Annotated in this window: 13 protein-coding genes; 12 read left to right on the top strand and 1 reads right to left on the bottom strand. The window is 72.7% G+C overall.

Translation table 11 applies throughout. The features are described 5' to 3' along the window. The first annotated feature begins 609 nt into the window (after nt 1-609). The 10 genes from BMZ50_RS21475 to BMZ50_RS21435 all read left to right on the top strand — a co-directional run bounded on the left by BMZ50_RS21475 (nt 610) and on the right by BMZ50_RS21435 (nt 13,448). Nucleotides 610-3,369 (top strand): winged helix-turn-helix domain-containing protein, encoded by a 2,760-nt coding sequence (locus BMZ50_RS21475; RefSeq protein ID WP_091329339.1) that lies wholly within the window; start codon nt 610-612, stop codon nt 3,367-3,369. Between the two features lie 226 nt (nt 3,370-3,595). Further along, nucleotides 3,596-4,735 (top strand): sugar ABC transporter substrate-binding protein, encoded by a 1,140-nt coding sequence (locus BMZ50_RS21470; protein ID WP_091329337.1) that lies wholly within the window; start codon nt 3,596-3,598, stop codon nt 4,733-4,735. Between the two features lies 1 nt (nt 4,736). Further along, nucleotides 4,737-6,329 carry a sugar ABC transporter ATP-binding protein gene (locus BMZ50_RS21465; protein WP_091329335.1) on the top strand — a complete coding sequence of 531 codons (1,593 nt, stop codon included), beginning with the start codon at nt 4,737-4,739 and terminating at the stop codon, nt 6,327-6,329. After that, on the top strand, nt 6,326-7,441 hold the full coding sequence (locus tag BMZ50_RS21460) for an ABC transporter permease (protein WP_218146381.1): 1,116 nt from the start codon (nt 6,326-6,328) through the stop codon (nt 7,439-7,441). The genes BMZ50_RS21465 and BMZ50_RS21460 overlap by 4 nt, the downstream gene beginning before the upstream one ends. Next, nucleotides 7,438-8,718 (top strand): NAD(P)/FAD-dependent oxidoreductase, encoded by a 1,281-nt coding sequence (locus tag BMZ50_RS21455; RefSeq protein WP_091329333.1) that lies wholly within the window; start codon nt 7,438-7,440, stop codon nt 8,716-8,718. The genes BMZ50_RS21460 and BMZ50_RS21455 overlap by 4 nt, the downstream gene beginning before the upstream one ends. Beyond that, nucleotides 8,715-8,945 (top strand): ferredoxin, encoded by a 231-nt coding sequence (locus tag BMZ50_RS21450; protein ID WP_177212929.1) that lies wholly within the window; start codon nt 8,715-8,717, stop codon nt 8,943-8,945. Before BMZ50_RS21455 ends, BMZ50_RS21450 begins: the two co-directional genes overlap by 4 nt. A gap of 46 nt (nt 8,946-8,991) precedes the next feature. After that, nucleotides 8,992-10,158 carry an aromatic ring-hydroxylating oxygenase subunit alpha gene (locus tag BMZ50_RS21445; protein WP_091329330.1) on the top strand — a complete coding sequence of 389 codons (1,167 nt, stop codon included), beginning with the start codon at nt 8,992-8,994 and terminating at the stop codon, nt 10,156-10,158. Next, on the top strand, nt 10,155-10,472 hold the full coding sequence (locus BMZ50_RS21440; protein ID WP_091329328.1) for an NIPSNAP family protein: 318 nt from the start codon (nt 10,155-10,157) through the stop codon (nt 10,470-10,472). The genes BMZ50_RS21445 and BMZ50_RS21440 overlap by 4 nt, the downstream gene beginning before the upstream one ends. Before the next feature lie 71 nt (nt 10,473-10,543). Beyond that, a complete protein-coding gene (locus tag BMZ50_RS23835; RefSeq protein WP_143087249.1) occupies nt 10,544-12,175 on the top strand; it encodes a tetratricopeptide repeat protein in 1,632 nt (543 codons plus the stop codon). A gap of 37 nt (nt 12,176-12,212) precedes the next feature. Continuing rightward, the gene (locus BMZ50_RS21435; protein WP_143087248.1) at nt 12,213-13,448 is read left to right on the top strand and encodes an MFS transporter; all 1,236 of its coding nucleotides are present in this window, start codon (nt 12,213-12,215) and stop codon (nt 13,446-13,448) included. Between the two features lie 23 nt (nt 13,449-13,471). On the opposite strand, the gene BMZ50_RS21430 is transcribed toward BMZ50_RS21435, so the two are convergent. Beyond that, a complete protein-coding gene (locus BMZ50_RS21430; RefSeq protein WP_091329324.1) occupies nt 13,472-14,929 on the bottom strand; it encodes a uracil-xanthine permease family protein in 1,458 nt (485 codons plus the stop codon). Nucleotides 14,930-15,114: 185 nt separating this feature from the next. Here BMZ50_RS21430 and BMZ50_RS25105 point away from each other — a divergent pair, with 185 nt between their 5' ends. Together BMZ50_RS25105 and BMZ50_RS21420 are read left to right on the top strand one after the other, a co-directional pair. Continuing rightward, nucleotides 15,115-16,620, top strand: a complete 1,506-nt coding sequence (locus BMZ50_RS25105; RefSeq protein WP_281245455.1) for an AllF/FdrA family protein — start codon at nt 15,115-15,117, stop codon at nt 16,618-16,620. Beyond that, nucleotides 16,617-18,038, top strand: a complete 1,422-nt coding sequence (locus BMZ50_RS21420) for a YlbE family protein (protein WP_091329322.1) — start codon at nt 16,617-16,619, stop codon at nt 18,036-18,038. The genes BMZ50_RS25105 and BMZ50_RS21420 overlap by 4 nt, the downstream gene beginning before the upstream one ends. Nucleotides 18,039-18,101 lie beyond the last annotated feature (63 nt).

Below are 18,101 nucleotides of genomic sequence, written 5' to 3'. Positions count from 1 at the left end.
CCACGAGTGCCTCCTTGCCACGCACATCGCCGACTCTCGAGGGCCCCCTGTCGACCGGCCCGAGGGTGCTGGCCGACGTCCGTCGTCCGCACCGGCGAGGCGTCAGCGTGTCACGCGGCAGGCGGGGCGCGGAAGTACCTCAGCGCTAAATTGTTATGCCGCGACGATGTTCCCCGAGGGCTCCTGCCAACCGTGCCCGGTGGGCCCGCGGGCGGGCGCCTCGCCCGGACCGCCGGCGCCCGGTGCGGTCGACGCCGCCAGCTGCGCCGACCGCCGGACGGGCCCCGATCCGTCGCTTGACCAGCACTTTCATGTCTCGTCGCGCCACGAACCGCCCGCGCACGGAGACCGTCGGCGCCGTGGCCAGGGGACTTCATGCTGGCCGAACGGGACGCGCGACGGTTAGATGCAGCACACGCCGCCAGGCTGGTATCCAGCGAAGCGCACCTCCGGATCCCGGGGACCGACCACGTTCGCGGGGGCAGGTGGACCGGTCGTGGCACCGCCCCCGACGTCCGGGACCTGTGCCCGCTGGTCCCGTGTCCGGGGCCTGTGCCCGGACGGATTCGCACGAGCGGCAGGGCCGGATCGTGACAGCGGGGAGGTGACGTGACTCCGCAGCACGAGCACGGCCACGCCTCAGGTTTCGCGGTGTCGCCCATGCTGCTCGGCAAAGTGTCGTTGCCGCAGCTGCCGCGGGGTGTGGTGGACCGCCCCCGGCTGTTCCGGCGTCTGACCGAGGCCGCTCGGTGCTCGGTGACCGTCGTGACCGGTCCAACCGGCTGCGGCAAGACGCAGCTGCTGGCCTCCTGGCTGCGCTCGTCCGCGGCTCCCGGTGCGCCCGGATGGGTCACCCTGGACCGCACCGACCGGGACCCGGTCCGCTTCTGGTCGGCCTTGCTGGCGGCCGCGCGTAGCGCGGCCGCGCCGCCGGAGGGCTCGCTGCTCTCCTCCCTCGCGCCCGCCCCGCAGTCCGAGACACCGCCCGATCTGCTGCCCGCCCTGGTGGCCGAGGCGTTCGCCGGCCTCGAGCCGACCACGGTCCTCGTCCTGGACGACGTCCACTGGCTGGAGGGTTCCCCCGTCGCCTCCGGCCTGTCGTACCTGATGCTCCACCTGCCGCCCTCGGTCCGGCTCGTCCTGAGCGGGCTCTACCTCCCCGAGCTGCCGACCCAGCGGTTGCGGTTGGAGGGCCGGCTGGAGGTCGTCCACGCGCAGGACCTCGCTTTCACCGCCGAGGAGACGGCCGAGATGCTGCGGCACTCGGGCATCACGGTGTCCGACGAGGCCGCGCGGATCCTGCGGGACCGGACCGAGGGGTGGTCGGCGGGGCTGCGCCTGGCGGCGCTCTCGCTCGCCGACGGCGGTTCCGCCGAGCAGACCCTGGTGGAGTTCAACGGCGAGCATGCGGACGTCGCCGATTACCTCGTCGAGGAGGTTTTCGACCGGTTGCCCGCGGACACCCAGGACTTCCTGCTGCGGACGTCGATCTGCGATCGGCTCACCGGCGACCTGGCGTCGGCGCTGACCGGCCGCGCGAACGGGCGCGAGACGCTGCTGGGGCTAGCGCGCCGCAACGTGTTCACGACGCCGACCACGTCGCGGCAGGACTGGTTCCGCTACCACGCCATGTTCGCCGACCTCCTGCGCAGCCGCTTCGACCGGCTCGGCGCCCCCACGCGGAGCCACCTGCACGTCACGGCGTCCCGCTGGTTCCTCGACCAGGGCATGCCGGTGGACGCCTTCGAGCACGCCGTGCACGCCGAGGACTGGGACCTGGCGGAGGAGGTGCTGCTCTCGGCGTGGCTCTCCCTGTACCTCGACGGGCAGCTGGTGACCCTCCAGGACCTCATTCGGCGCCTGCCCGACCACGTCGTGCGGTGCAGCGGTCAGATCGCGCTGGTACGCATCGCCACCGGGCTGGCGCTGGGGGACAGCGGCTTCGTGGGCACCGGGGACGCCGCGCTGGCCGGCGCCGGGGTCGACGACTCGTCGGAGACGCCAAACGCCACCGCCGCCTCCGTGCCGGCAGTTTCCGCGCCGGGCGACGACGGCGGGACGGCGGGCATCCCGGAGCTGGTCGTGGGTCTGGAGCGCGCGCGGTTGTCCGGTGACCTCGCCGCCGTGACCAGCGCCGCGGGTGGGCTCATGCATGCGGCCGAGCACGGGGCCGGCAGCCCGCGGCACGCGAACGATCTGCGCGCGCTCGCGCTTCAGGAGCTGGGCACCACCGAGTACTGGGCCGGGCGTCGGGCCGAGGCCGAGGACCACCTCCGCGAGGCGCTGGCGGCAGCACGGGCCAACGAGCGCGGTTACGTCGAGCTGGGCTGCCTGAGCCAGCTGATCGGCGTCCTGACCGCTCAGGACCGCCTCGGTGACGCCCTGACGGCGTCCGAGGAGGCGGTCGAGCTGGCCCGCATCCGGGGATGGGAGCAGAGCGGAGCGGCGGCCGAGCTCTGGCACGCGCTGGGCTGGATCCACTACGTGCGCGGCGAGCTGGACGACGCCGATCAGTACCTCGACCTGGCCGAAGACGCCGTCCGTCGGCAGGACGCCGCAGTGGGCGCCGTGATCCTCCTGGTGCGGGGCCTGGTCACCGGTCTGCGCGGGCGTAAGCGGGAGGCCCTGGCGACGCTGGAGGCAGCCGAGCGCACCATGCAGCGGCTGCACGTGCCGTACGTGTTCGGCGGCTACATCACCGGCGAGCGCGCCCGGCTGTCGTTGGCGATCGGGCAGACCGCCGTCACCCGTCGCCTCCTGGCCGGCAGCCCCCCCGATGCCTACGGCTCCATCCACCTCGCGCTCGCCCACGCGGAGCTCCTCCTCAGTGACGGTCGCCCCGATGCGGCCATGGACCTGTTGGAGAAGGCGGTCGCGGTCGGGGAAGGCTTCCTGGACCAGCGACTGCAGGCGGGGGTGCTGCTGTCGCTGCTCCGTGCCCAGCACGTGGGGAGCGTCGCCGCCGTGCAGACCATGGCCGAGGTCGTCGCCATGGCCGAGCCCGAGGAGATGGTGCAGCCCTTCCTGCAGTTCGGTGCGCGCGTCGACCGGCTGCTGGAGGCCCTGGACCGGCAGCGCGGCCCGCAGCGGAGGTTCGTGCAACGGCTCAGGAAGTGCCTGGCCGGCCACGTCAGCCCCTGGGTGCCCCTTGCCGAGCCGGGGAGGGGTGCGCTCCCGGAACCGCCGACCGAACGAGAACTCGAGGTGCTGCGGTGCCTCGACAGCTTGCTGACCCTTCCCGAGATCAGCTCCGGGTTGTTCGTCTCCGTGAACACGGTGAAGGCCCACCTGCGGAGCCTGTACCGCAAGCTCGGGGTCAACGGGCGCCGTGAAGCCGTGGCCCGCGCCCGGGAGCTCGGGCTCGTCTGACCCCGGCGCATCCGAGACCGGCGGCTCGCCGCCCGCGCCGTCCCCGCCTCTACCGGGCGCTGCCCGCCTACCGCCTCACCCCGATGGGGTGAGGCGCATCACATGCGACGGGTGGCCGGCGGCCAGTAATCGCGCCGTCGGGGTGAGGCCGGGATCACAGCGGGTGACGAGTCTTGCCGTACCGACCGCTGCGGCTCCCCGAGCCCCACCCGAGAGACGAGACACCATGCGAAAGCCCTCGCGCGTCACCATGGTCGCCGCCATGGCCTTGCTCGCCGTGTTGTCCGCCTGCTCCTCCGGCGCGGAGTCGCAGAGCGCGGCAGGCGCAGCGGAAGGCGATCTCGCGGCGGCGCAGGAGCGCATCGACCAGTTCTCGCAGGTGCCGGAGTTCGAGGCCCCGGGCGAACCGTTCGACGCCGCCGCAGCGATGTCCGGCCGGACGATCGCCAGTGTCCCGGTCAACGCGGCGATCGACTTCACCCAGTTCTACCGTCAGGCGGCCGAACGGATCGCCGACTCGGTCGGCTTCGAGTACACCACCTGGCAGAACCAGGGCCGTCCTAGCGAGTGGGGCCAGGGCATCCAGGCCGCGCTCGCCGACGACGCCGACGTCATCGAACTCTTCGCCGGCATCGACCCCGGTCAGGTGTCTCCCCAGATGGTCGAGGCCGAGCGAGCCGGGATCCCGGTCGTCTCGACCGACGGGTACGACGTGGAGCAGGAGCCCGACGGGTCCCTGGCCGCAGCGGTCAACTGCCCGTGCTCGGAAGCCGCCCGCCTGATGGCGGACTGGGTCACCGTCCAGACGAACGGTGCCGGCCGGGCGCTGGTCATCACGTCCAGCGACATCAAACCGAGCGAGGCGGCGGAGGAGGCGATCAAGGACGAGTTCGCCGAGGTCTGTCCCGGCTGCCAGGTCGAGTACATCGACGTCCCGTCGGCGGACTGGGCGACGAAGATCCTTCCGCAGGTCCAGTCCGCACTGGTCGCCGACTCCGAGATCGACTACGTCCTGCCGCTCTACGACACCATGTCGATCTGGGCCAGCCAGGCCATCATCCAGGCCGGCCGGAGCGACTCCGTCCACATCGCGACCTACAACGGCACTCCCTCCATCCTCGCGATGATGCGGGAGAGCGACCTCATCGAGATGAACGTCGGGCAGAGCAACGACTGGATGGCCCACGTCACCCTCGACCAGCAGATGCGCCTCGTCGCCGGGCTGCCGACCAACCCCGACGCCACCTGGCCGCTCTACATCTGGACCCACGACAACCTCGACCAGGCCGGCGACCCCCCGACCGACTCGCAGGGTTACGGCGACGCTTACCAGGAGGGCTTCCGCACCCTGTGGGGCCTGAACTGAGATGGGAGTTCCCGCCTCCGGCGCCGAGGCCCTCTCCGTCCACCGGCTGTCCAAGACCTTCGGCCCGACGCGTGCGCTGTCCGATGTGGACCTGGTCATCGAGGGCAGCGAGGTCCACGCCCTCGTCGGCCACAACGGGTCCGGCAAGTCCACCCTCATCAAGATCCTCGCGGGGTATCAGGATGCCGACCCCGGCGCGTCGGTGCGGTTCGGCGGGCAACCGGTCGATCTGCCCGTCCAGCCCAGCGTGCTGCGCCAGCACCGGGTGCGCTTCGTGCACCAGCACCTCGGGCTCGTCGAACGGCTGACGGTCGCGGAGAACCTGTGGCTCGAGCAGTTGGCCCTCGGGACCCGGCGGCGGGTGGACTTTGGCTCGCTCTGTCGTGACGCCGCCCAGGCCCTGGAGGAGTACGGGCTGCCCCTCGACCCGCGGGAGCCGGTTCACCGGCTGACCGCGGTCCAGAAGGCGAACCTGGCGATCCTCAGGGCAGTGATCCCCGCGGGCGACGGCGACACGGCGGCCGGCCTGCTCGTGCTGGACGAGCCCACGGCGTTCCTCCCGCCCGAGGACAAGCGACACGTCTACGAGATGGTCGGACAGGTCACCAGCCGCGGAACGGCCGTGCTATTCGTCTCGCACTTCCTCGACGAGGTGCTCAGCCTCAGCGACCGGGTGTCCGTTCTGCGCGACGGGCAGATGGTGGTGTCGGGCGCGCCGGTCGAGTTGCTGAGCGTTCACGACCTCATGCGGCACATCGTGGGCAGCGCCACCTCCCAGGCCGCGCTGGAGCGGCCGGTGGTGCGTGAGGCGCCCCACGTCCACGTGCGCGGCCTGCGCACCCCGAGCCTGCCGCACCTCGATCTCGACATCGCGCCGGGTGAAGTGGTCGGGCTCACCGGACTGCTGGGGTGCGGCGTCGACGAGGTCGCTCGGGGACTGTTCGGCGGCGGGCAGGCCCGTGGCCACCTGGACGTCGACGGGCGCCGGCTCGACCTCGCGTCGCTGCGCCCGGCCCGGGCCATGGCGGCCGGCATCGCCTTCGTACCCGCCGACCGTGCCAGGGAAGGCGTCTGCGTGACGCTGCCCGTCACGGACAACAGCAGCATCACCGTCCTGCCCGCGTACCGCCGCGCCGGAGCCCTGCGCCGCCGGGCGATGCGTTCGGCGGCGGCCCGGCTGGCCCGCACCTATGCGGTGCATCCACCCTCGCCGGATCTGCCGGTCTCGGCGCTCAGCGGTGGCAACGCTCAGAAGGTGCTGATGGCCAAGTGGCTGCGCCGGGCTCCTCGCTTCCTGATCCTCGAGGAACCGACCCAGGGGGTCGATGTGGGCGCCCGCGCGCAGATCGAGGCGAGCATCCTCGCCGCGGCCGCCGAGGGGGCGGGGGTCCTGCTCACCAGCTCCGACCCTGAACAGCTCGCGGACCTGTGCCATCGGGTGCTCGTCCTGTCCGAGGGCCGGGTCGTCGAGGTCCTGCAGGGCGAGTCCCTGACCAAGCACCGCATCGCCCAGGCCTGCCTGACCGGTGGGTCCACCGACCTGCTCAGCGCAACGACCGACCAGCCGGTCGGCAAGGAGGTAGCACCGAGATGAACGCTGACGCGGACCCCGGCTCCGGGCTGCCCCCGAGCGGCACGACGGTCGTATCCCTGGACTCCCCGTCGCCGTCCCGGGGCGCCACCAGCGCGCCGGCACCGGGGGCAGCGGACGAGGGCCGCACCACGACGTCGCCGATGGGGCCCGGCAGCCGACTGTGGGCGACGTCCCTCGAGCGTGCGGCGCTGCCGCTGGTTCTGCTCCTGCTCGTGGTGATCTTCTCGGTCCTCCGACCGACGTCGTTCGCCACGACGGACAACGCGGCGGCCATCCTCGGCGCGCAGGCGGTCCTGGTCGTCGTCGCGCTCGGGCTGCTGGTGCCCCTCCGCTGCGGCGACTTCGATCTGTCCGTCGGGGGCACGCTGACTCTCGCCACGATGATCGTGGCCGTCCTCAACGGCCAGCACGGTCTCCCGCTCTGGCTCAGCATCCTGGCCGCGCTCGCCGCCGGCGCCGCGGTCGGCGCGATCAACGGGTTCTTCGTCATCGTCTTCGGCATCAACTCCTTCATCGTCACGATCGGCATCGGTACCTTCCTGCTCGGTGTCGTGAGCTGGCTCAGCGACAACCGCATCGTCTCGGGCATCGACTCTGCGCTGCTGGACCTCGTCGTCCTCACCCGGGTCCTGGGGATCCCGCTCGCCTTCTACTACGCGTTGGCGCTGTGCCTGCTGATGTGGTTCGTCTTCGAACGCACCGCGACGGGCCGGCGGTGGCTGTTCGTGGGCGCCGGGCGTGACGTCGCCCGACTCAGCGGGATCAAGGTCGACCGCAACCGGTGGGGTGCCCTGATCACGTCGGGGGCCGTCGCTGCGCTGGCCGGCGTGCTGTATGCGGGTACCACCGGCTCGGCCGACCCCCGGGGAGGCGTGGCGTACCTGCTCCCGGCCTTCGCGGCGGCTTTCCTCGGTGCCACCAGCATCCAGCCGGGCCAGTTCAACCCCTTCGGCACGCTGGTCGCTGCCTACTTCCTGCTGGTGGGCATCACCGGGCTCCAGATGCTCGGCGCCGAGCCGTACGTGCAGGACCTGTTCTACGGCGGAGCTCTGGTCCTCGCCGTGGCCCTGTCCCAGCTGCTGCGCGGCCGACGACCGCAGGAACTCGGATGACCGGCGTCCTGACGACCCTGCGGGCAGGTGACCCCGGCCTGGTCGTCGTGGGCGGCGGGATCGCAGGGCTGCGGACAGTGCAGACCGTGCGCAGCGCGGGGTACACCGGCCGCGTCACCGTGGTGGCGGCGGAGAGGCACCTGCCCTACGACCGTCCGCCCCTGTCCAAGCAGGTCCTGACCGGTGAACTGGCCCCCGAGGCACCCGTCTACCACGGCGCGGAGTACTTCGCGGACCTTGGGATCGACCTCATGCTCGGGCAGCAGGCCCGCCGGCTCGACGTGGAGCGCCGGGTGCTCCACGTCGGCGATGCCGGTGGCGGGGAGCTGACGGTGCCGTACTCGGCGGTGGTCATCGCCACGGGAGCCCGGCCACGGCGGCTGCCCTGTGCCGAGCCCCCCGAGGGCGTGCACGTCGTCCGCACCGTCGAGGATGCCGCCGGGCTGCGCGCGGAACTGCTGACCGGTCCCCAGGTGGCGGTGGTGGGCGCCGGGTTCATCGGGGCCGAGGTCGCATCCAGCGCACGAGCGCTGGGGCTGGACGTCACGGTCATCGAGTCGGCCGCCTCCCCGCTCGCCCGGGCGATCGGGCAGAGCATGGGCGACCTCCTCGGCGGCCTGCACGCACGCAACGGCGTCCGCCTGGTCTGCGGGCGCGGGGTCACCGGCCTGCACGGCACGGACCGGGTCGAGGGCCTGCTGCTCGACGACGGGACGTCCGTCGCCGCCGACCTGGTGGTCGTGGGCGTCGGGGTGGTCCCGGACGTCGAGTGGCTCGCCGACAGCGGGCTGCCGCTGGACGACGGGGTTGCGTGCGACGAGTACCTGCGCGCCGGCCGCAGCGAAGTCCTCGGCGCAGGCGACGCCGTGTCCTGGCCGAACCGCAGCCCGGGCCGGGATGCCTACCGGACGCGATCCCAGCAGTGGACCACCGCCGGCGACCAGGGCCGGCACGTGGCCGAGGTTCTCGTGTACGGCGCGGACGCGGCCGGGCCGTTCGAGCACGACCTGTACTTCTGGTCCGACCAGTACGGCGTGAAGATCCAGGGCGCAGGCCTGCTGAACCGGGATGCCGCGCTGCTCGAGCTGCGCCCCGACCGGAGCCGCCTGGTTGCGGCCTATCGCGACGCCGACCGGCTCGGCGGCGTCCTGACCGTCAACCACCCCAAGGAGTTCCGCCGGCTGCGCGCGCTCGCCGCAGCCGGTGCCCCGTGGTCGCAGATCGCACCCCGGGAGATGTCCCTAGCCGACGACTTGAGCGGAGGAGATGCCGCGTGAGCCACACGCTGCCCATCGAGGTGCAGCTCGATCAGACGGAGTGCTGCGGGTCGGGGCTGTGCGCCTCGATCGCACCCACCGCGTTCCGGCTGGACACCAGCGGTGTCGCGGTCGTGCTGGACACGGCCGCCACCACCGACCGGGACGTGCTGGTCCGGGCCGCGAAGAACTGCCCGACCCTCTGCATCACCTTGACCGACAACGGCTCAGAGATCGACCTGTTCTGACCCGCTCGACGTCCAGTCGCCCACCAACCATCCGAGGAGACCATCGATGAGCAGCATCAACCAGGACCTCAGCCACGACACCCGAGCGCGGGACGGGATCTACGACCTGGGCAGCCGGGCGGAGACGTGGCGGCACTTCTGGCACCCGGTCGCGACCCTGGACGAGTTGCGGGAGGCCAAGCCGGGCGGCCGTGGTCCCCTGCAGTCGACCCTGCTGGGGGAGAAGGTCGGGATCGCCGAGATCGACGGCAAGATCGTCGCCTTCGAGGATCGCTGCCCGCACCGTGGGGTGGCGCTCACCCTCGGCTGGGCGGAGGACGAGGGGCTCCGCTGCCGGTACCACGGCTGGTGCTTCGACAACACGGGCAAGGCCACGGAGATCCCGTCGCTCCCGCCGGGTGCCACCCTGCCCGCCCGCGCCCGGCTCAAGCAGTACGACTGCGAGGTCCGCTACGACCTCATCTGGGTGCGGCTGGACTCGTCGCTGGACACGCAGATCCCCGACTTCCCCGGGTGGGACGACGAGTCCATGCACTGCATCATGGGCGAGCCGTACCTGTGGGCATGCTCCTCCGGCCGCCGGATGGAGAACTTCATGGACGTCACCCACTTCCCCTTCGCCCACCAGGGAACGCTGGGCGCGCCGCCCAACACCGTCTTCCCCGTCTACCCGGTGGACCAGGCCGACCGGCGGCTGACCTGGAAGACGGAAACGTTCCTCGCGGCCAACCCCGGCAGCGACACCTACGGTCCGCCCACGCACCCGGACTCCGTCATGATCCCGCCGGCCCGGTACGTGATCGAGATGCCGTTCAGCATCACGCTGATGTTCACCTGGACCGAGACGTTCGCGACGCAGATCTTCATGCACGCCACCCCGATCGACGGGATCACCTGCCGGAGCTACTGGTTCACCTGCCACACGGTGGACGACTCCGCGGACGAGGTCCATCTGCAGCTGCAGGACATGGTCCTCGGCGAGGACCTCCCGGTGGTCGTGACGCACGAGCCGGCGCGGATCGGTGAGCCCAACGAGGAGATCTCGGTGCTGCCGGACAAGCCGATGATTCTGTGGCGGCGGTGGATCCGGGAGCTCGACATCGCGGCCCGCCGCGGCCCCGAGGAGCTGCAGGCGGCGCTGGACCAGGTGGCCATCGAGAGCGAGGAGGCCGGCGTCGGCCTCACGGTAGCGGCGGGCCGGCCCGTCGGATGATCTACGAGGAGCAGACCTACACCCTCCAGGTCGGCAAGGTCCCCGTGCTCATGCGGGCCTACGAGCAGCGGGGTCTCGCGGTGCTGCACCGCCATCTGGGCGACCTCGTCGGCTGCTGGGGCGTGGACCTCGGCGGCGACATCGACGAGATGGTGCAGGTGTGGCGGTTCGCCGACGTGGAGGACCGACGCCAGCGCCGCCTGTCGCTGGCCGAGGACCCCGACTGGGTGTCCTTCGCGGGGGAGTACGGCCATCTCATCACGCGCCGACGGATGCGGCTGCTGTCGCCGGCGAGCTTCTCACCGCTGGCCTGACCCGCCCGCCCGGCCCACCGGTGCGATTCGAGGGAGTGGACCCCACGATGAACATGCACGCGGCAATTCCGATGACGTCGGGACCGACGCGGGGCCCCGGCCTGCCGGGGGAAGAGGACGTCTTCCGGGCCACCGGTGTGCGGGCTTCGCACCTCTCGCCCATCCCGCGCGCGGGTGTCCTTCCCCCGCACCATCCCGGACGTGGCTGCGCGGACCACAGCGGATACCCCTACCCGCTGTGGTCCGGCGGCCTCCTCCCGGAGCCCGAGCCGGGCCGGCCGGGGGAGGTCCGGCTGCGCGGTCGTCATCTCGAGGCAACGGTCGACCTCGCGCACGGCGGGCGGCTGCTGGAACTGGTCACCTGGGGCGGGGCCGGGCTGTCCGCCGTGGCGCACGCGGTCATGGACGGCCGGGACGCGCGCGGTACCGGTCTTCGCGGCGGGGTGGAGTGGAACCCCAGTCGCCTGCGCAGATCACCGCTCGCCCTCGAACCGGTCCACGCCACGGTGTCCCTGCCGGACCGCCTGGGTGGCGACCGGCTGCGGTGGTGGGAACTGGAGCGGGCCGGCGGCTACCTCTGCCAGGTCGACCTGCATCTCCCCGATGGTGCGCCGGTCCTCCTGGTAGCCGTCCGGCAGACACCGCTCACGTCGGCCGTGGACGGCGCCGAACCAGGCTTCACGATGCTCGTCGACGATGCCCGATGGGGTGGCACGGGCGACGACGGGTCGGCCACGATCCTCACCGGCGCTGCGGCGATCAGCGTGTTCGGGGACATCACGCGACACACGGACGGCGACAGCACGGGTGCCGAGCCCGTTGCCCGCCCTGCGAACGACGGCCAGGTGGTGCGCTGGCTGGCGCTGGCCGTGGCGCCGGTCGATTCCGAACGGCTCGCGGCGCTGGTCCCGGCGGTCCTGGCGGGTCTGGAGGACCCCGCGCCTGCGGACGGCACGGGCCAGGTGGGCACCGGCTCGGCGTGGGCCGGCCTGGAGGTGGTGCGCGCACGCGAGCGCGGGACGGCTGTCCCGGTCGTCCCGGCGGCGACCCCCGTCCGCGAACCCGCGGAACCGGCCGACGTCGCTGCACGCCTCCGCGGCGTACCGGAGCAGCAGTGGCTTCACCTCTTCCGGGACGAGGGGCTGGGGACCTCCGATCGCGTGCATCCGGGAGACGTCGGTCATCCGGTGGGCCACCACTGGCTGTCCGAGCTGCGCCGGGCCCACCGCCGTGAGTCGCTGGGTGACTGGCGGGTTCACCTTCGGCTGGGTGACATCGCCTTCCTCGACGGGGACCTGCGGGAGGCCCACCAACGCTGGTCGTGGTCGCACGCGCTGCGCCCGACGGTCTGGACCGAGCGGAACCTCGCCCTCGTCGACCTCGCGGCCGGTCGTATCCAGGACGCCGCGGTCCGACTGCTGAGGGCCCATCGCATCGACCCGCAGGAGGTCGAGCTCGGCGTCGAGGCGGTGGGCTGCCTGCTCGGGGCGGCGCGGGTCCAGGACTGCACCGTGGTGCTCGATCGGATGGCGGTGCGTGCGCAGGACTCCTCGGCCCGCTACTGGCTCCTCCGGGCGGAGGTGGCGCTCCGAAGCGCCGCCGGGGAGCAGGCCCACGCGCACCTCGAGGAGGCCCGGAGGTGTCCGGACGGGAAGGCGTTCGAGCCGTGGTGCCACTCCATCGCCGAGAGCCTGCGGACATGAGGCGGGTCGCTCCGCGCGGCGCGTCCGGTGCCCGCACGTGGTAGCTGCAGCCGCAGGCGTCGACGCGCTGTCGACACGGTTGCGCGCGGGAGCTCTGCTGACCGCACTGCTACTGGGGGGCGCGTCCGCCTGGAGCCTGACCGCTGCCGGCGCGGGGGTCACCGACCTGGCTCCGGCGTACGACACGAGCCTCGTGGGCATCGGGCTGCTCACCACCGCGTTCGGGGTGCCGTACGCGATCGGCCAGATCCCCGCCGGCATGCTCATCGATCGGATCGGCGTCCGCCCCGCGGCGCTCCTCGGGCTCGGCATGACGCTGCTGGCTTACCTGGCAGCGTCACTCGCGCCCGTCATGTCCCTGGCCATCGGCGCCCGTGCGGTCGCCGGGGCCGGGAGCGCCGTGTGCTTCGTCGCCGGCGTCGAGGTGGCACGCCGGGCGGGTCTGGGTCCCACGGCGCTGGGCTTCTTCGGCGGCGCGTCGCTCGCCGTCGGCGGTGCGGCCGTGGCGGTCGTCCCTGCGGCCGGGGGGGTCCTGGGCTGGCGCTCGGCCTGGCTGACCTGTGCCCTCGCCGCCGCGCTGGCCATCGTGAGCGTGGCCCTGCACCGGACCCCTCCGGTACCCCTGACCCCGCCGCGGCAGAGCGGTCCCGGAGCGTCCGTTCTGCGCGATCGGGAACTGCACCGCCTCGCCCTCGTCCAGGCCGTGAACTTCGGCATGGCCGTCGTCCTCAGCGTCTGGGCCGCGACCGTCCTCGAGCGCACCTGGGGCGCCGCGCCGGGTGCGGCGGCCGGCCTGGCGTCGGTGATCCTGCTGTGCGCAACCGTCAGCCAACCGCTCGGCGGATACCTGAACGGTCGGTACCCGGACCGCGCCCGGCGGATCACCCTCAGCGCCCTGGTCGGGTGCGCCGCCGGTACTGCGCTCCTGGCGATGCCGAGCCACGTGGCCGTCGCCCTGGTGGCGGTCACCGTGATCGGCATCATGAGCGGCCTGCCGTTCGCCGGCCTGGTCACCGCCGCTCAGGCGCGCCGGCCCGAGCGGCCGGCGGCTGCTGTCGGCCTGCTCAACGGCCTGGCGAACGGTGTCATCCTGCTCGGGACCCCGTTGCTCGGTGCCGCCATCGACCACTCGTGGACCACGGCCGCCCTGCTCGCGGTCGCGGGACTGTGGCTCGCGCCGTTGCTCGCGCTGCCCCACATGTGGCGGAAGGGGCCCCGTCACCGAGTGACGGGGCCCCTTCCGGCCAGCGGTGGCGCCGGGCCGCCACGGTGACGTGGCGGTCCGGCGGGCGGTCGCTAGCTGTTGCGCGCCCTCTCTCCCGGCGTGCGGGCGCCGGGCACCCCCGGACGGTCGACCTGGTCCACCGACGACGGGTCGGCGGCGTGGCTGAGCGTGGAGGCGGCGGCCGGGTGCGGGCCCTCGCGCAGCAGCGCGGCCTTCAGGTCCGCCGGGGCCAGTGCCCGGGCGAGGTGCCAGCCGACCACCGCGACGATCGAGCCGAGCGCGATGCCGGACAGCGAGAAGGAGTCCGTGATCTGCAGGTTGACGTTCCCGATCGCGATGATGATCCCGGCGGCCAGCGGCACCAGGTTGATCGGGTTGCCGAAGTCGACCCGGTTCTCCTTCCAGATCTTCGCGCCGAGCAGGCCGATCATCCCGTAGAGGACGACGGTGATGCCGCCGAGCACGCCGCCGGGGACGATGCTGATCAGCGCGCCGAACTTCGGGCAGAGGCCGAGCAGGATCGCGACGAGCGCGGCGACGTAGTAGGCCGCGGTCGAGTAGACGCGGGTGGCGGCCATGACGCCGATGTTCTCGGCGTACGTGGTCGTCGGAGACCCGCCGACCGACGAGGCGACCACCGTGGCGACGCCGTCGGCGAAGATCGCGCGGCCCATGACCGGGTCGAGGTCGCGCTTGGTCATCTCGGCAACGGCCTTCACGTGCCCGACGTTCTCCGCGACGAGCGCGATGACGGCGGGGAGCACGAGCAGGCTGAACTTGAACGAGAAGCTGGGCGCGATGAAGTCCGGCAGGCCGAACCAGTCGGCCGCACCGACGGCGTCGAAGTTGATCCGCTCGTGGGTGCTCACGGCGCCGGTGCCGTCGGGCCCGGTGATCGGACCGGCGGTCACGTCGAGCAGCGCCGACAGCAGGTAGCCGAAGATCAGGCCCAGCAGGATGGCGATGCGGGCGAGGAAGCCGCGCAGCGCCAGCGACGCCACGATCACGAAGGTCATCACGGCGAGGGCGACCCACTGGTCCTGCGGCCAGTAGATGCTGGCCACCACCGGCGCCAGGTTGAACCCGATCAGCATGACCACCGCGCCGGTGACGGCGGGGGGCAGCAGCTTGTTGACCGCACCGACGCCGGCGAAGTGGATCAGCAGGCCGATCAAGGCGAGCACCACGCCGGCGACCAGGATCGCGCCGACGACGTCGCTGGAGTCACCCTCGTTGGCACGGATGGCCAGGACGCCACCCACGAACGCGGCGCTGGTGCCCAGGTAGCTGGGCACCTGGTTCTTCACGATGAGCAGGAAGATGATCGTCGCGATCCCGCTCATCATGATCGCGAGGTTGGGGTCCAGCCCCATGATGATGGGGAAGACGAAGGTCGCGCCGAACATGGCGACGACGTGCTGCGCGCCGATGCCGACGGTGCGCGGCCAGGACAACCGTTCGTCGGGCGCGACGGCCTCGCCCAACGGCGGGGTCTTGCCGTCCCCGTAGAGCTTCCAACCGAACGCCATGAGTGCCTCCTCGACTGCACTGTGACCCGGTCCGGTACCGAGTGTGGGGCGCCCACAGGGGCGTTGCCGGAACTGGAGCGGCGCCAATGTGTCATGCACCACGAGACGGCGGAAGTACCTCATCGTTAAATCGTTATTGCAGTGATGTCTTAACGCTGAGGAACTTCCCGGGTACGGTCATCGGGGTGAGCGCCCCTCCCCCCGGTGCCGGAGCCCGGCACGTCTCCCTCCGCAGTGGCGTCTACGCCGACTCGGTCAAGCTGATGCAGGTCAGCCGCGACATCGGCGCCCGCGACGGCGTCTCCGCCGTACTGGTCGCCATGGCCACCCCGCTCAACCTCGAACTGGCCGCGGGCATGGGCCTGGCGCCCGACGGCGAGCCCTCCCCGGACCAGCTGCTCATCGCCATCAAGGCGGCCGACGAGGACGTGCTGGCCGCCGCGGTCACCGCCGTCGACGCCGCCCTGGCCGCCCGCGAGCGCTCCACCGGCACGGCCGACGCCATTCCCGCGCGCACCGTCGCCGCCGGGCTCGACGCCCTCCCGACCGACGGTTCCGCGTTGGCCATCGTCAGCGTGCCCGGGCAGTACGCCGTCGCCGAGGCCGCCGACGCGATCGCCGCCGGGCGCAGCGTGCTGGTCTTCTCCGACGGCGTGCCGGTCGAGCACGAGGTCGCGCTGAAGCGGGCGGCGCACGACGCCGGCGTCCTCGTCATGGGCCCGGACTGCGGCACCGCGATCGTCTCCGGCGTCGCGCTGGGCTTCGCCAATGTCGTCCGGCCGGGGGCGGTCGGTCTGGTCGCCGCCTCCGGCACCGGCGCGCAGCAGGTCTCCTGCCTGCTCGACATGGCCGGCGTCGGCGTCAGCCACGTGCTGGGTGTCGGCGGTCGGGACCTGTCCGAGGCCGTCGGCGGGCTCGCCACGCTCGACGCGCTCGCCGCCCTGGACGCCGACCCGGCCACCGAGCGGGTGCTGCTGGTCTCCAAGCCGCCGGCGCCGTCCGTGGCCGCCGCCGTGGAGGAGGCCGCCGGGAAGCTCGCGGTGCCGGTGCGCTCGGCGGCCCTCTCGCCCGAGACCCCCGACCTCACCGCCGCCGTCGAGGCGCTGCTGGCCGACATGGGCGCCGCGGTGCCGGAGTGGCCGGCCCGGCCCGGCGACGGCACGACCGCCGCGCCGGGCGCCGTCCTCAAGGGCCTGTACTCCGGGGGCACCCTCGCCGACGAGGCGATGCTCCTCGCCGCCCCGGTGCTCGGCGGCATCCGGTCCAACACCCCGCTGGAGCCCGGCCTCGACCTCGGGACGGACCTGTCCGCCACGGGTCACGTCGTCATCGACTTCGGGGACGACGCGCTCACCGTCGGGCGGGCGCACCCGATGATCGACCCCACGCTGCGGCTCGAGGCCCTCGCCGGGGTCGCCGCGAGCGGCGAGCCCGCGGTGCTGCTCATGGACGTCGTCCTCGGCCACGGGGCGGACGCCGACCCCGCCGGCTCGCTCGTGCCGGCGTTGATCGCCGCACGGGAGACGTCGGCCACCCCGCTGCCGGTGGTGATCGCGCTGGTCGGCACCGAGGGCGACCCGCAGGGCTGGAGCCGGCAGGCCGACGCCCTCGCCGCCGCCGGCGCCGCCGTCTTCTCCTCCAACGCCGCGGCCACGCGGCACGCCCTCGACCTGCTGGGAGCCGCGCGATGAGTCTGGGACAGCTCCTGTCCGCCCCGCCGGCGATCGTCGCCGCCGGTGTCGACGTCTTCTCCGACGCGCTGCGCGCCCAGGGTGCCGACGTGACCGACGTCGACTGGCGCCCGCCGGGCTTCGGCGACCCGGCCGATCTGGCCGCGCTGGCCCTCGACCCGCGGCGGGCCGTGGCCAACCGCACCGCGGTCGAACGGCTGATGGCCGCCGGGTCGCAGCTGGTCGACGTCCGGCCGGCGCGCGAGGTGCTCGGCCTGCCCGACCGCACGCTGCTGCACTCGGGCCCGCCGCTGACCTGGGACATGGCCTCGGGCCCGATGCGCGGCGCGCTGATCGGCGCCTGCCTGTTCGAGGGCTGGGCGTCCACGGTGGAGGAGGCCGAGAAGATCCTCGCCGCGGGCGAGATCACCCTCGACCCCTGTCACCACCACCGCACCGTCGGCCCGATGGCCGGCGTCACCAGCCCGTCGATGTGGATGTGGTGCCTGTCCGACCCGGTGAACGGGGGGCGGGCGTTCTGCAACCTCAACGAGGGCCTGGGCAAGGTGCTGCGGATGGGGGCCTACAACGAGGAGGTCCTCACCCGCCTGGCCTGGATGCGCGACGTGCTCGGCCCGATCCTGTCGCGGGCCGTCCGCGACCCGATCGACGCCGGCGCCGACCCGCTGGACGTCAAGGCCGTGCTCGCGCAGATGCTGCAGATGGGCGACGAGGGGCACAACCGCAACCGCGCCGGTTCGCTGATGACCCTGCGCGAGCTCTCGCCGGCGATCGTCGAGGTCGACGCCCCGGCGTCCGACATCGCCGCGGTGCTGAAGTTCATCGGCGGCAACGAGCACTTCTTCCTCAACCTCGGGATGCCGACGGCGAAGCTGGCCATGGACGCCGCCCGCGACGTCCCCGGCTCCTCGATGGTCACCGTCATGTCCCGCAACGGCACCGAGTTCGGCATCCAGACCGCCGGCACCGGCGACCGCTGGTTCACCGGCCCGGCGAACACCCCGGTCGGCCTCTTCCTCGGCGACTACGGCCCCGAGGACGCCAACCCCGACATCGGCGACTCCGCGATCATGGAGACCTACGGTGTCGGCGGGTTCACCATGGCCGCGGCCCCGGCGATCGTCCGCTTCGTCGGCGGCTCCGTGCCCGACGCGCTGGCCACCACCGAGCGGATGTACCAGCTCACCCTCGCCGAGAACCCGGCGATGCAGGTGCCGATCCTCGGCTTCCGCGGCTCGCCCACCGGCATCGACGTGCTCAAGGTGGCCCGCACCGGCTGGCTGCCGCAGATCAACACCGGCATGGCCGGCCGCGTCGCCGGCACCGGGCAGGTCGGTGCCGGGCTGGTCCAGCCGCCGCAGGAGTGCTTCGAGAAGGCGCTGGCCGCGCTGGCCGAGGAGTCCCGCGCCGCGGCCTGACGCCGGGCTCCATTCCTGTCGAGATCGCGCGATCTCGCACGTGTCCCCGCCGGATCCGTGCGA

The sequence above is a fragment of the Geodermatophilus ruber genome, from assembly GCF_900114385.1.
Taxonomy (GTDB): Bacteria; Actinomycetota; Actinomycetes; order Mycobacteriales; family Geodermatophilaceae; genus Geodermatophilus; species Geodermatophilus ruber.
This window is presented reverse-complemented; position numbering and strand designations above follow the sequence as displayed.